This window comes from Oscillibacter sp. ER4 (genome assembly GCF_000765235.1).
Classification (GTDB): domain Bacteria; phylum Bacillota; class Clostridia; order Oscillospirales; family Oscillospiraceae; genus Hominicoprocola; species Hominicoprocola fusiformis.
This window is the reverse complement of sequence record NZ_JPJG01000013.1, coordinates 1-14,191: the sequence shown is the minus strand read 5'-3', so window position 1 is coordinate 14,191 and position 14,191 is coordinate 1. Positions and strand designations below refer to the sequence as shown.

The window sequence follows — 14,191 nt, the reverse complement described above, 5'->3', positions numbered from 1 at the left end:
ATATCGTTTGTTTGGTACTCCTTTTGGCATAGCAAAACACCCCACTTCTTAGATAGTATATCATACTGTCTAACAAATGGGGTGCAGTTCACGGGAAGCCTCCTTTTTTACACATTTTTCAAAATTAAACCTTGGCCTCGCTGTTGTGCTTGCTGGCGACGTAGCTTCTCATCGAGTTCACGACGATAGTCGCGCCGAGCACGATGAGCAGCACCGCGATGATGAGCTGCAAGCCGTTGGCGATAAACACCGCGCCCCAGGTCGTCTCGCCCGCGGGGATGGTGACGGCAGCGGCATTTTGGATGGCGCTCACCATGGCCATCAGGCGCTGCACGAGCGCCGTGAACGTGACGCAAAGCATGATGACGAGCGGCGGGAAGAGCATCTTGTTGCTGCGGCCCGTGACCTTGAGGAAGACGCACAGCGTGATGAGCACGAGCGCAGAGAGCAGCTGGTTGGCAGAGCCGAACAGCGGCCAGATGTTGGAGTAGCCGATCTTCGTGAGCACGTAGCCGAGCACGAGCGTCAGTACGGTGGAGAAATACGTGTTGCACAGGAGCTTGCGCCAGGGCTCGGCGTGGGCCATGTCGTCCACACTGAAAAGCTCCTGGAAGCTCATGCGCGCGATACGCGCGACGGCGTCAAGGCTCGTGAGGGCGAGGGCGGAGACGCACATCGTCATAAAGACCGTGGCGGCGTAGTTCGGCACGCCGAACATCTCAAAGAAGCCCGCAACGCCGCGGCTGAAGATCTGGAACGGGGTACCGGCGGCGGGAGTGCCGTCCGCCGCGGCGGCCGCACCGGCCACGCAGAGTGCGAGCACGGCAAGCAGGCTCTCGAGGATCATCGCGCCGTAGCCGACCTTGAGCATGTCCTTCTCGTTTTCGACCGTCTTGGACGACGTGCCGGAGGAGACGAGGCTGTGGAAGCCGGACACCGCGCCGCAGGCGACGGTGACGAACAGGATGGGGAACATCGTGCCGAGCTTTTCATTGTTGAAGCCCGTGAAGACGGGGAGGTTCATCGTCGGATGCGCAACGAGAAGGCCGACGACCGCGCCCGCGATCATGCAGATGAACATGAAGGTAGTCATGTAGTCGCGCGGCTGCTTCAAAAGCCACATCGGGAGAACGGCGGCGAAGAAGATGTAGACGAACGTGATGTAGCTCCAAGTCGCCTTGCCGAAGATGAGCGGGCAGTTCATGCCGACGGCGAACGAGGCAACGATGCAGAGGATGCCGAGCACGGCTTCCTTCCAGCCCGAGAGGTTCAGCTTCTTCTGCACAAGGCCGAAGACGACGGCGAACACCATGAACATGATGGACACCATACCGGCTGCGCCGTTGGTCTGCGCGGCGTCAGCAAGCTGCGTCACGCCGTCGACTACGGTGTAGGCGTTGAACGTGCCGGCGACCATGTCGGCGAACGCCGCGATGACGATCAGGCAGAACAGCCAGCAGAACAGCAGAAACAGCTTGCGGCCGAGCTTGCCGATGTACTTTTCGATCAGCATGCCCATGGACTTGCCGTCATTTTTGACGGAAGCGTACAGCGCGCCGAAGTCCGTCACAGCGCCGAAGAAGACGCCGCCAAGCAGCACCCACAGCAGCACCGGCAGCCAGCCGAACGCGGCGGCCTGAATCGCGCCGGTGACAGGGCCCGCGCCCGCGATGGAGGAAAACTGATGGCTGAAGACGGTCCAGCCGTTGGTGGGGACAAAGTCCTTGCCGTCGTTATACTTGACGGCGGGCGTCTGCGCCTTGGGGTCGATGCCCCAGGTCTTGGCGAGCCAGCGCCCATAGAGTGCGTAGGCGGCGACGAGGACGACCGCCGCGATCAGCACGATGACGAGTGTGTTCATGTGATTTCCCTTTCTTTCCTAAAAAAACTGTGTTCTTCGCCAATGCCGGGAGCAAAAAGAAAAGCCCCGCCTCTGCTGCGGATTTTCCACAACGAAAACCCATCGCAAAGACGAAGGCCAATATCGCGGCGATATCCGCCGCAGATCTCAACTTCCGCGTTACCACTTTGCTTGCCGGAAAACCGGCCGCTCGACCGCTGCCCGAATGGATCGGAGAGCGTACCCTGTTAACGGTGGGGGACCGGCTGCGATTACTCGGCGTTTGCGCCTTTCACCGCGGCTGCTCACAGGGGATGGCCTGCCCGTTCCTTGCTGCCGTTTTGCACCACCAACGGCTCTCTGAAAGCGGTGATCCGGGGAAGTCGTGTCCTGCTCAAAGCATTTGACGAATGATGTGTGTACAATAGACCTATCCTCCGCCGTTGTCAATACAATTTTGTCCGCGCAGGACGGATTTCGTCGAAGAAAATAGACGCTCCATCACTTCTCCGCCGCCGCTTTAGGCAAAATGCAAATGCAAAGTATGAATAGCACCATGCCGAAACGAAATAGAACCGTGCCGCCGAAGGAGTGTCGAAACCATGCCCCGCTTTTTTCACAGAACAACCGCCGTCTGGTGAAACCAGTCTCCCGCTGGCAAAATAAAAAATATCCTGAAGTCTTGCGGCTTCAGGATACCTTTCTGGCATACCTACCGTTCGTGGATACAATGCACCATGTTTTGAAGGCATGGTGCATTATTGTATGGGTTCAGTTTTGATGCGCCGGGACAATAGGGACAGAAAGGACAACATCAAGTCTGCCTATCGAACCGTATAATACTTTTGGTTTCTGCTTTTGGGCTTTTCCGGTATGGTCATTGCAAGCTTTTCGGCAGCCAGCAGTGGCTGAACATAATGCTGCATCGCATAAAAAACGGTTTTCACGCCCAAAAATGCCGCAATCTCCTGCCGTGTTTTCGGCTCATGACAAAAACGCCAACAGATCTCCGACTGGCTCGGTATTTACCGCTTCTTTCTCCACTTCCGCTTTATTATAAAGCGTTACCACGAACTCGTTTTTGCGGTTTTCAAATTTCGGTTCCGGTAAGCCATATCCCTTCATCGCATTACGCATGGTAGGAATGCCCGAGTAGCGATGCTCTGCTGCGGTCAGCGTTTCTGCCATGACGGCCAGCGCAGGATTTCGAAGATCCGGTTTCGCAATGCCCAGCTGTTCAATGCTCATTCGGCCATACAAACTTCCGGGGCTGTGAATTTCGACACGGTTTGTGAAAAAGTCAATTTGAACCGGAGTTCCCTCCGTATGAATGCTATAGTCGCGGTGAATGATGGCATTGAGGATTTCTGTTTGCATATTTTGTTTGCTAATTCAATCAGATCTTCGATTAACAAGCTAACATCACCCTTCGATACGCTAATTACAGCAAAAACATTTTGCTGATTCAATCAAATTTTGCTGAATAAGCAAAGAGCCTTTGAATATTTCATCAAAATCAAAGGCAAACCGAAACTATCCACAATTATGGGCAGGGGATGTTAAGTTTCCGTACGCTTTCGGCTTGTGCGGAAACTTCGTAAATGATAACTTTTCGATAACTCTCCGGCCCTGTCATTGACTGTCACAGATCCGGCAATATACTGTCGTTGCTGAAGGAGGTGTCGCTATGACCCAATCAGAATACGAAGCGGAGTTGCACTTTCGGCTCTGTAAAAGTATCTTCGCCACTCTGGCAATCAGGGGAATCATCGGAGAAGATGATTCGCACACTTTACTCCGTGCCGCTGTGGAAAAATACCATGCACCAATTGGCGAACTGGAGGTGAACAGCATTGCGGTCGAAAAGAATTACACGGGTTGAGTTCCCGGCCAGGACAATCTCCCCGAAACAGCCGCCGCCCACAAAACGGGTTGCCGCTTATGCCAGAGTATCCACCATGAAGGATGCCCAGGAGAACAGTCTCCAATCCCAGCAGGAGTATTTCACGGAATACATCCAACGCCATCCGGACTGGGTATTTGCCGGGATGTACACCGAAAGGTAAACCCAAGAATTGATACAAAGAAATGCTGTTGTCAGAGCGGCAGAATGGCTTGAAATCAAGGGCTTTCAGAGATTAGGAACTCTCCGGCAACTCATTCTTTACGCCCGATTGTTGCCGACATCATGACAACAGCGCAGATGATTTTGACAACAGCAACGGAGAAAATGACAACACCTCAAGCAATGGTGACAACAGCAGAGAGAAATGTGACAACACCCGCTGATAACAGCAAAATCAGTTATAAACACGAGACTTTCTACATTTTGTTTAAATTTGCGAATTCTGTTAAAGCCCCAAAAGCCCAAATCAGAAAAAAACGGGGAAAAGCAAAACATTATTTAAAGTCGCCGAGGGTGACATATTGACAACATAGACGACATGTGCTATAATAAATTTGTTGTCATTCAAGATAAAATTTGCGGTCTTTTGCTGAACGATAATTAAACAAACTTAAGTAAAAGGAGCAAATTATTCTTTAGAAAGGGGATTAGAAGTGGAGTTTAACAATAGTAAGAGAATGGAACTGATCAATACAATGGTAACAGAGTTGCCTGTGCTGCGTGCAAGGATAGGAGCTTCCCAAGCTGATATCTCTGAAAAGATAGGCATTTCAAGGCAAACTTATAATGCAATTGAAAATGGTAAGAAAAAATTGAATTGGACTGTTTTTTTAGCATTGTTTGCAGTTTTTAGTAGTGATGAACGAACTCTGAAAATGTTGGATTCCATGGAAGTTTTTCAGGAGGGCGTTGCAAAGGAAATGTGATTGCCTTTTGCAACGAATCTTAGCGTGATTTTTTATTGGAGGTCATATGTTGAATATGGTTAAGAATGCTTCTGTTCAAGCCACGGATATATATAAGGATCCATATGGATACACATATTCTGAAATGGTTGGTGTATTGGGAGAAGTTGAGGCGGATAAGTTTTATCGCGAATTATACTCCGGTTCCCAAAGTAGTAACAAGTATAAAACGATAACTATCAAGGAAATCTTTCGTGGTCCGGATACTCAGAAATATGCTTTTGAATTGTCAGATGGCTATTGCATTGAAACGGTAAGCATTAAAAGAAAAACTGGTACTACTGTATGCGTGAGCACCATGATAGGTTGCCCTGTTGGGTGCATCTTTTGCGCCTCTGGTGAAAATGGATTTGTCAGAAATCTAACACCATCTGAAATAGTTCAACAAGTAATACTGATAAATGGTAGAGTAAATAGGATTGTATTCATGGGCATGGGAGAACCTCTGTTCAATTATGATAACGTGATAAAGTCCATTCATATATTAAGAGACCGCAAAGGACTTGATTTTCCAACAGATGGTATAACAATATCAACAACGGGACCGCTCCCTCAGATGAAGAAGTTGAGAGAAGAACATTTAAAAATCCAACTTACGTTATCCCTGCATGCCACGAATCAGCATGTAAGGGACTATATCATGCCGCATATGAAAGGGTATGATATAAATGAAGTAGTTCAATCAGTACTCTCATATTCAGAAAGACATAATCGTAGAGTTACTATAGCATATTTGCTTATACCGGGTGTAAATGATCGTGCGAATGATGTAAAACAGTTGGGAAGATGGTTTCGTGACAAAAATGTATTGATTAATCTTTTACAATACAATGAAACGGATTGTAAAGCAGTTCGAAGACCAAACAAACAGGAACTCGTTGCATTTCGTGATAAGTTAAATAAGGTGGGACTTACTGTGAAAATCAGAGAATCCCGAGGTGGCAATATAAAAGCCGCATGTGGTCAATTGGTAAGTAGATTAAATAACCGCAATATGAGTGCACCCAAGAAAAAAGGAGCTTCGGAATTGGATACAGGTTCGTCGAACAATGCTGGATCTTCGAGTAGATTGAAGCCAAGTAAGAGACGTTATGTAAACAATAAAAGCAAGAATGGAAAAAAGGGTTCATCGCATAAATAAGAGCATGTCGGAGTGTGATCTAGTATTTGCGTTCACTGATCTGCATGAACTTCACAAATGGAGGCTCGATTATGAATGAATTTGTTGATATGCATGTCCATTCAAAATTCTCAATTGATGGAATGTCTACGATGGAGGATTATTGTCTGATTGCCGGCAAAACGGGTACAAGAGTTATTTGTTTTACTGAACATGTGGATTTTAATTCAGCGGAAAAGAATCTTTCAATTGTTAAATCAAAATTAATGGCTTTCTATGCAAATTCTGATATTACTGAACTTGCCGCACGAATAGACTCCGTGCGGCAATAATGGAAAGCAAATTATATGTTATTATTTTCCTGTTCGTCTTTCTTCTTTCGGTAATAAAAATCGCTGGACTTCCGGTTATTCCTGACGCTCTGGCACTGCATGGTTCCGCAATACTTCTGCCGGTTCCCTCGTTTGATGAACGCCTTACCGCAAGCCTGACAGAACGCAATACTGGTTTTACCGCCGTAGTCATCCAGAGCGTTGGCATTCACCGCCATAAATCTGGCAAGACCGAAATAGGCTGCGTCCACCACGGATTTGACGGAGGGTTGCAACTGGATCTGCCCGGTGGCGAGGTCATATTCCAAGCCCATATTCAGCTTCGATATTTTCTCGACAAACCGCTGCAGCACCAGGGGACGGTGGGCGCTGTCCGTCCGATACCACTCCCGGAGCAAATTCTCCTGTTCCGGTACACAGACGCCATCGTAGATTCTCTGGGCATCGGCTGCTTTGCCCTCCATCAGATTGCGGATGGCGAAGGCTGTCATGGTGTCGGTATAGAGCTGCTCCAAATCCTGTACCATATCTTCCACAAAAACGCGATAGGATTCCAACATATTCACCATGCAGTCCCAAAAGCCATTCGGATCATCGTTGTTCATTTCCAGGTGCGCCACATCATCTCCGTAGAAATAGTAAGGATGCATATTCTCCAGACTCCAGCGGATCAGTATCCTAGCACACTCCTCCAGAGGCTTGTCTCGCAATTCCAGGTTCAGATTGCACAGTTCGATCAGCAACTCCTGTCCGGAAGGGTAGCCGCTGAATACTCTGGGCGGCTTTCCCGGTTCATATTCCGCATAGATTGTCAGTTTCCCATCCTCCGTTCCGATTCTGTATGAATGGAACCGGAGGGTGTGTTTTTTTATGTCTCCGATGCCGCCGATCTCATAATCCGTCAGTTCTCGCTTCAGATCCATATTGTCACTCTCCTTTATTACCGAAAACCTTACCGTTAGAGTTTCGTATTTCATTACTATTCTTACCGATAGAATAAAGATTTGCGTTCCTATTATATGCGATAATACAGACAAACACAAGAGAAGGGAGTGAAATATATGAAAACGAGTTCTCATAAGTCCGTATTCAATCTCAAGGAAGCGGCAGCTTACCTGGGAATCAGCGTACCCACACTGGTGCGGCTGCTGGGGAGCGGAGCCATTCCTTATCGCCGTGTGGGGCAGCGGTGGCTCATTGCACGCTCTGCGCTGGATGATTGGCTGAACAGGAAAAACTGAGGAAGGAGTGATCGCCATGACCGACAATACACCAATCACCGTATACACGGCAGAGTGCATCGGTAACGCAGCCAACTGCCTGTATCCCAATGAAGTCAAAATCACGGATGAATTCTCCGCGAAGCTGGCCTTTGCCACAGACATGGTCTGCGCCCGGTACAAAAACAACTATCGGAACACCGCAAACTTTGAGGTTGCCAACGCCCTGCCCGGGGACTGTGACAACGACCACTCCGACGAACCGGCGGACTGGGTCACCCCGGAGGATATTGCAGACCTCTTTGCCGATGTTTCCTATGTGCTGCACTTCAGCCGCCACCACATGAAGCCAAAAGGCGAGAAAGGCGCCCGTCCCCGGTTTCATATTGTATTCCTCACTGACCCGGAGCAGGACGCAGACCGCTATACGGCTCTGAAGCAACGCCTGCTGACGTCATTCCCTTTTTTCGATGCCAACGCCATGGACGCCGCCCGGTTCCTGTTCGGCACGGAAGATCCCCAAGTCATCTATCATCCCGGCACGATTACCCTGAATGCCTTTCTGGATGACCTGGAGAACGAACAGGCTTTTGCCAACATGGGGCGCGCCATTCCTGAGGGAAGCCGTAACAGCACCATGTCCCGGATCGGAGCCAGGATCATCAAACGGTACGGCGATACCCCGGAGGCAAAAGAGCTGTTCCTCCAGGCTGCCGAGCAATGCTCCCCACCCCTGGAGGAGCGGGAGTTGGAAAGCATCTGGGCAGGAAAGCAACGGCTCTATGCCAAAATGTGTAACCAGCCCGGATACATCCCGCCGGATGCTTACAACAGTACCGGCCCCGTAGTCTGGGACACGCCCATCCCCTTTGATGAATATGACCTTCCCGCATTTCCCGTGGACGCATTACCGGAGGTCATTCGCCGCTATGTGCTGGCGGTGGCGGAATCCACCCAGACCTCTGTGGATATGGCGGCGGTGGAGGCCCTGGGCGTTGTGTCCCTGTGCAGTCAGGGAAAATACTTCATCCGGGGCAATGCGGACTGGGCAGAACCCCTCAACACCTACACGGTCGTCATCCTTCCCCCGGCAGAGCGAAAATCCTCGGTGCTGTCCATGATGATTCACCCGGTGGAAGTATTTGAAAAATTGGAAAACGAACGGCGCAGCCCGGAAATTGTCAAAAGCCAAATGGAACTGAGCAAGCTGGAAAAGGAGAAGCGCAGTCTGGTGGAGCGGGCATCCAAAGGCAAAGCAACCGAGGAGGATATTAAAAACAAGGCCAAAGAAATAGCCGAATACGAACCGGTGAAACCGCTCCGACTCTTCGTGGACGATGTGACCTCCGAAAAGTTGACTTCCGTTCTGGCCGAGAACAACGGTTGTGCGGCGGTGGTTTCCGCAGAGGGCGGTATCTTCGATATCATCAGCGGCCTGTACAGCCGCAATGTGAATATCGATGTATTCCTCAAAGGTCACAGTGGTGATACCATCCGGGTCGACCGCATCGGCAGAGCCAGCGAGAGCATTATCCACCCGGCATTGACCATGGTGCTGGCAGTGCAGCCAGAGGTGCTGAACGGGCTGATGAGCAACAACACCTTCCGTGGTCGTGGCCTCACCGCCCGATTCCTGTACTCCATGCCGAGATCCACAGTTGGCAGTCGTTCTTTCTCCACGGAACCAATCCCGGAAGGTGTCAGAGTCAGATATCAGGATCTGATCGAGACCATTCTTTCCAGCGATAACGAGCAGCAGCCAATCAGCCTGGACGATGGTGCCGAGGAAGTTCTGGAGACCTTGTTCAACGAGGTGGAAGGCCGGTTGAAAGGTGACTTGGCAGAGATCCCTGACTGGGCGGGTAAGTTCGTGGGTTCCGTCCTGCGTATCAGCGGCATTCTGCACGTCATGAAGTATCCCAAGGACTCCATGTTCGACCCTGTCGACAGAGAAACCATGGAGAACGCCGTTACCATCGGCAGATACTTTCTGGAACACGCCAAAGCAGCATATTCCCTCATGGGTGCCGATGCCGTGAACAAGAACGCCAAGCATCTGCTCTCCGCCATCAAACGGGAGCGGCTTACGGAGTTCTCCCGCCGGGATGCCATGCGGCTGTGCCGCCGTTTCAAGACCGCCGAGAGTCTGCAGCCTGTGCTGGATCGGCTGTGCGAATACGGCTATCTTGCCGCCAAGCCGCTGCCACCCGCCCACGGAGCGGGAAGAAAGCCCTCGGAAGTTTACCTGACCAATCCAGCTGTGCTGGAGGATTTCGCCGGGGAGGGGCGGTCATAATCTCCGGGACTTCTTGTCCGGACAACGGGCGTGGGGCCTCATGCGCGAATTCGCATAAGTTTCGGAGCGAATAGCCCGGCAGGGGCGGGTCAAATCTCTGTGCCTGTATCGCCGGACAACGGCCGTGGGGTCTCACGCACAAAATCGCAAATTCAAAAGGGGAATTACCCAAAAATCAAATCCGGGAGGTTTCAATATGACCAAGCATGAAATCGAAATTCTGAATGTCATGCGTAGCCGTGGTAAGACCGCCATGGACATCGCGCTCACCCTTCAGATCTCCGTCAATACCGTTCGATCCTACATCCGCCGCCACCCGCCGGAGGATGCTGTCCGGGTCGAATGCCGCCAGTGCGGAAAGCCCATTCTCCAGGTGAAGGGCAGAAAGGCCAAATACTTCTGCTCTGACAAGTGCCGGAACGCTTGGTGGAACGCCCACCCGGAGAAGGTGCAGCGAAAAGCCTATTACCATCTGACCTGCGAATACTGCGGAAAGGAGTTTATCAGCTATGGCAACCGGAAACGTAAATACTGCTCCCGTCCCTGTTACGCCGACGCAAGAAGATCTCATTCGGTATCGGATACTCTGCGCAATGCTGGATAATCTCTGCCGGGAGGGAGAGCTGGATGCCCAAACCCGCGACCGGGCAAACGCCGTTCTCGCCATGAAAACCGGCCTGAAACAGGACAGTATATTCATTTGAAATTCGTCACTATATGGACTTGCTATATCCTCCGAAACGAGCAATATATGTAGCTGACGATACTTGATACAAAGGAGGACACCATGCCAAGAACCGTAGAACAAATCCAATTTGCACCCCGGATGCCCAAGCCCCTCCGGGTGGCGGCATACGCCAGAGTATCCAGCGGCAAGGATGCCATGCTTCACTCCCTGGCGGCCCAGGTGGATCATTACAGCACCTACATCCGTCACCATCACGGCTGGGAGTATGTGGGCGTTTACGCCGACGAAGCCAAGACCGGCACCAGGGACAGCCGGGAGAACTTCCAGCGGATGCTCACCGACTGCCGTTCCGGAAAGATCGATCACATCATCACCAAGTCCATATCCCGCTTTTCCCGAAATACCGTGACCCTTCTGGAAACGGTACGGGAACTGAAGGAACTGGGCATCAGCGTTTATTTTGAAGAACAGTCCATCGACACCGCCACCGCTGACGGAGAGTTGATGCTTTCCATCCTGGCAAGCTATGCCCAGGAGGAAAGTCTCTCCGCCAGCGAAAACCAGAAGTGGCGGGTGAAACGGAACTTTGAAGAAGGCATTCCCTGGCGATTCTTCATGCTGGGCTACCGCCGGGAGAACGGTAAGCTGACTGTCGTCCCGGAAGAAGCGGAGATCGTCAGAAGTATCTTCGATGACTACCTCGCGGGAAAGGGTGTCACCGCCATCGCCAAACGGCTGAACGAAAGCGGATACGCCACCCAGAGCGGATGTGTGTTTCACAAGAGTGCCGTGGAACGAATTCTCCGAAACTATGCCTATACCGGGAATCTCCTGCTCCAAACCAAATTTCGGGAGAACCATCTGACCAAAGTCACCCGTAGAAATAAAGGTGAACTGCCCCGGTATCACGCAACGGACACCCACGAAGCCATCATTCCGCTGGAAACTTTCAATGCCGTCCAGACGGAGATTCAGCGGAGAAAAGAGAAGTATGCGCCCGCTAAGTCACAACAAACATCCCCCTTTACAGGGCTTATCACCTGCGCCATCTGCGGCAAACACTACCGCCGCAAAACCACCGCCACGGGGCCGGTCTGGATCTGCTCCACCTACAATTCCTACGGCAAATCCTACTGCCCCTCCAAAGCTATTCCGGAGGAAAAGTTGATGCAGACCGCTGCCCTGGTTGGGCATATGGGCGAAATAAGGTTGATTACAGCCCACAACGATAATCTTCTGGAGTTCACCCTCAAGGACGGAACCAACGCCGTGAAGCGGTGGCAGGACCGCTCCCGTGCCGAGAGTTGGACAGCGGAAATGCGCCGGGCAGCCGGAGAGAAAACACGGGAAAGGAAGCAGCGCCATGACGAAAGCTAAAAATGTTACGGTTATTCCGGCCACACTGAATATCCATACCAAAACACCTACCAAGGAGCGGGTTCGCCGCCGGGTAGCCGCTTACGCCCGTGTCTCCACGGACAGCGAAGAACAGCTTACTTCCTATGAAGCCCAGGTGGATTACTACACCAAGTTCATCCAGGAGAACCCGGACTGGGACTTCGTGGAGGTTTACACCGATGAGGGCATCAGCGCCGTCAACACCAAGCGCCGGGACGGCTTCAACCGCATGATCCGGGATGCCCTGGCCGGAAAAATCGACCTGATTGTGACCAAGAGTGTGAGCCGATTCGCGCGAAATACCGTGGACAGCCTGACCACCATCCGCAAGCTGAAGGAAACCGGCTGTGAGTGCTTTTTCCAGAAAGAAAACATCATGACCTTCGACTCCAAGGGGGAATTGCTCATCACCATCATGTCCAGTCTGGCTCAGGAGGAAAGCCGTAGCATCTCCGAAAATGTCACCTGGGGACAGCGGAAACGGTTCTCCGACGGTAAGGTCAGCATCCCTTACGGCCAGTTCCTGGGTTACCGCAAAGGTGCCGACGGACTGCCGGAGATCGTCCCGGAGGAAGCGGAGATCGTCAAACGCATCTACCGCGAGTTCCTTCAGGGGAAATCCACCAATGCCATTGCCACCATGCTGACGGAGGAGGGCATCCCTACCCCCGGAAAAAAGACCGTCTGGCAGAGAGCCACCGTGGAGAGCATCCTGCGGAACGAAAAGTACAAAGGTTCCGCACTGCTTCAGAAGTCTTTTACGGTGGATTTCCTCACCAAGAAAACCAAGATCAACGAGGGAGAGGTTCCCCAGTACTATGTGGAGGACAGCCACCCTGCCATCATCGAACCCTGGGAATGGGAGCAGGTTCAGGTGGAGTTGGAACGGCGCAAAAACAGCCGCAACCGTCACCATCAGACCAGCCCTTTCTCCGGGAAGATCATCTGTGCCGACTGCGGCGATATTTTCGGTGCCAAGACCTGGCACTCCACCGACCGCTACCGCCGTGTTATCTGGCAATGCAACGGCAAGTTCAAAGGGGAACGCAAATGCGAAACACCCCACCTGACCGAGGATCGGCTGAAAGAACTATACCTAACCGCCCTTGGGGAGTATCTTTCCGACCGGGACGCCGCCATCGACCGGCTCCGCTATGCCCAGCGGATGCTCACGGACACGGACTTCATTGATGCGGATATTCAGGCTTTGGAAGAGGAATTGACCACCATCACCGGGATGCTGCGCCTGTGCATTGCAGAAAACGCCGCCAACACTATGACCGAAGAAACCTACCGTATCACCCACGCCGAACTGTGCAACCGCTTTGAAGAAACCGAAGCCAAGCTGGTAGCACTGCAAAAACAGCGGGACAAGATGAACGCGGACGCCATCACCATCGGCGGCATGATGTTTGAACTGGGTGAGTTGGACACTCTGCCCGTAGTCTTCGACGAAAAACTCTGGCACGGCACCATCGACCACGTCACCGTCCACGCCGATGAGCGGGTGGTGTTTCACTTCAAGGACGGGAAGGAAATCGTAACAAGGCTATGAAATATTACAGAAACAGACCCAGGCTGGCAGGGAAAATCCTGCTGACCTGGGTCTGCCTTTCTTTTTAGGACAACATCTCAACCTCAAACAAAGCAATTATCCATAATCAACTCGCCATACTACTACTTGACTTCCGACTTATTCGCATTCCTTTGCATTGATATTGCTTTTATAGAATAGTGTTGTATATATGTTGGGTACATTATTTCCTCTCGGTACTAATTTCCCACTCTGTACCAAACTATGATATTCATCGAGTGCTGCCTTCAATCTATTATAATTGTCATCTACTTGCACAGTATTTACAGGCAATTGCTGTATAACATCAACAATACTCATATAAACAACCTCGTCTGGAAAAAGAATCTAAACTTATGACCCCTAATATACTCAGTCAGGGCATCGTAATATTCTCCAATGATATCGCTTAACTCGCTGTCTTCTTCAAAATCAATAATTTTCAAATGAAGTTCATCCTTTAATACTTGAATGCCAATAGGTCTACCATGAGACTTCCAAACATTATTATCGCTTAATTTATTTGCAATATCAAGCGCTCGTGCTTCCTTTTCTTCATTGGTAACAGCTGCCCCTGTCGAAGAATGAACTGTCCAATCTTTAAATTTGTACTTTGTAAGCCATTTTTTGAGCATATCCACCGCAAGTTCTTTTGCCTGCTCATACGACCGTAATTCAGCCAAATCAAAATCTTTTAGAATTAAAAATTCTGCTTGGGTCAATTCATTTTTCCTTGCTTTTTCCAACAACTCATTTATCTTATCTAGGGTGTATCTGAAAAGTCAAAAATAGCGAAGCGTACAAGAAAAAGACACAAATGAGTGGTAAGACAAAGGCAGAAAGAAGTGACAAG

15 protein-coding genes are annotated in these 14,191 nt (G+C 50.9%); 9 read left to right on the top strand and 6 right to left on the bottom strand.

Features of this window, described 5'->3' with window-relative positions; genetic code table 11:
• Positions 1–124: 124 nt before the first annotated feature.
• From NI20_RS0102200 to NI20_RS14410, 3 genes are all read right to left on the bottom strand, one after another.
• Positions 125–1,861, bottom strand: a complete 1,737-nt coding sequence (locus tag NI20_RS0102200; RefSeq protein ID WP_033119819.1) for a carbon starvation protein A — start codon at positions 1,859–1,861, stop codon at positions 125–127.
• Positions 1,862–2,664: 803 nt separating this feature from the next.
• Positions 2,665–2,787: a Fic family protein gene (locus tag NI20_RS15935; RefSeq protein WP_369699385.1), complete on the bottom strand. Its 123-nt coding sequence runs from the start codon at positions 2,785–2,787 to the stop codon at positions 2,665–2,667.
• A gap of 37 nt (positions 2,788–2,824) precedes the next feature.
• Entirely contained in the window at positions 2,825–3,217 is a 393-nt protein-coding gene (locus tag NI20_RS14410) for an ATP-binding protein (protein ID WP_197055340.1), read from the bottom strand.
• 310 nt (positions 3,218–3,527) lie between these two features.
• On the opposite strand from NI20_RS14410, the gene NI20_RS0102190 reads away from it, so the two are divergent.
• The 4 genes from NI20_RS0102190 to NI20_RS0102180 all read left to right on the top strand — a co-directional run bounded on the left by NI20_RS0102190 (position 3,528) and on the right by NI20_RS0102180 (position 6,163).
• Positions 3,528–3,722: a hypothetical protein gene (locus NI20_RS0102190; RefSeq protein WP_033119817.1), complete on the top strand. Its 195-nt coding sequence runs from the start codon at positions 3,528–3,530 to the stop codon at positions 3,720–3,722.
• A gap of 677 nt (positions 3,723–4,399) precedes the next feature.
• The gene (locus tag NI20_RS0102185; RefSeq protein WP_033119816.1) at positions 4,400–4,672 is read left to right on the top strand and encodes a helix-turn-helix transcriptional regulator; all 273 of its coding nucleotides are present in this window, start codon (positions 4,400–4,402) and stop codon (positions 4,670–4,672) included.
• A 55-nt stretch (positions 4,673–4,727) separates the two neighbouring features.
• Complete coding sequence (gene rlmN, locus NI20_RS14405) at positions 4,728–5,852, top strand: 23S rRNA (adenine(2503)-C(2))-methyltransferase RlmN (RefSeq protein ID WP_304412760.1); 1,125 nt, start codon at positions 4,728–4,730, stop codon at positions 5,850–5,852.
• Positions 5,853–5,923: 71 nt separating this feature from the next.
• Entirely contained in the window at positions 5,924–6,163 is a 240-nt protein-coding gene (locus NI20_RS0102180) for a PHP domain-containing protein (RefSeq protein ID WP_033119815.1), read from the top strand.
• Between the two features lie 11 nt (positions 6,164–6,174).
• Here the strand turns inward: NI20_RS0102180 and NI20_RS0102175 are convergent, their stop codons facing one another.
• Positions 6,175–7,086 carry a hypothetical protein gene (locus NI20_RS0102175; RefSeq protein WP_033119814.1) on the bottom strand — a complete coding sequence of 304 codons (912 nt, stop codon included), beginning with the start codon at positions 7,084–7,086 and terminating at the stop codon, positions 6,175–6,177.
• A 138-nt stretch (positions 7,087–7,224) separates the two neighbouring features.
• On the opposite strand from NI20_RS0102175, the gene NI20_RS0102170 reads away from it, so the two are divergent.
• From NI20_RS0102170 to NI20_RS0102150, 5 genes are all read left to right on the top strand, one after another.
• The gene (locus NI20_RS0102170) at positions 7,225–7,404 is read left to right on the top strand and encodes a helix-turn-helix domain-containing protein (protein WP_033119813.1); all 180 of its coding nucleotides are present in this window, start codon (positions 7,225–7,227) and stop codon (positions 7,402–7,404) included.
• Between the two features lie 16 nt (positions 7,405–7,420).
• A complete protein-coding gene (locus NI20_RS0102165; RefSeq protein ID WP_033119812.1) occupies positions 7,421–9,679 on the top strand; it encodes a DUF3987 domain-containing protein in 2,259 nt (752 codons plus the stop codon).
• A 196-nt stretch (positions 9,680–9,875) separates the two neighbouring features.
• Positions 9,876–10,283, top strand: coding sequence for a hypothetical protein (locus tag NI20_RS0102160; RefSeq protein ID WP_033119811.1), 408 nt, complete (start codon positions 9,876–9,878; stop codon positions 10,281–10,283).
• 183 nt (positions 10,284–10,466) lie between these two features.
• Positions 10,467–11,744, top strand: a complete 1,278-nt coding sequence (locus NI20_RS0102155) for a recombinase family protein (RefSeq protein ID WP_033119810.1) — start codon at positions 10,467–10,469, stop codon at positions 11,742–11,744.
• Positions 11,731–13,320, top strand: a complete 1,590-nt coding sequence (locus NI20_RS0102150) for a recombinase family protein (RefSeq protein ID WP_033119809.1) — start codon at positions 11,731–11,733, stop codon at positions 13,318–13,320. The genes NI20_RS0102155 and NI20_RS0102150 overlap by 14 nt, the downstream gene beginning before the upstream one ends.
• Before the next feature lie 138 nt (positions 13,321–13,458).
• On the opposite strand, the gene NI20_RS14920 is transcribed toward NI20_RS0102150, so the two are convergent.
• Together NI20_RS14920 and NI20_RS0102145 are read right to left on the bottom strand one after the other, a co-directional pair.
• A complete protein-coding gene (locus NI20_RS14920; RefSeq protein ID WP_156108535.1) occupies positions 13,459–13,659 on the bottom strand; it encodes a hypothetical protein in 201 nt (66 codons plus the stop codon).
• A complete protein-coding gene (locus tag NI20_RS0102145; protein ID WP_052084365.1) occupies positions 13,656–14,060 on the bottom strand; it encodes a hypothetical protein in 405 nt (134 codons plus the stop codon). The genes NI20_RS14920 and NI20_RS0102145 overlap by 4 nt, the downstream gene beginning before the upstream one ends.
• Positions 14,061–14,191: the final 131 nt, after the last annotated feature.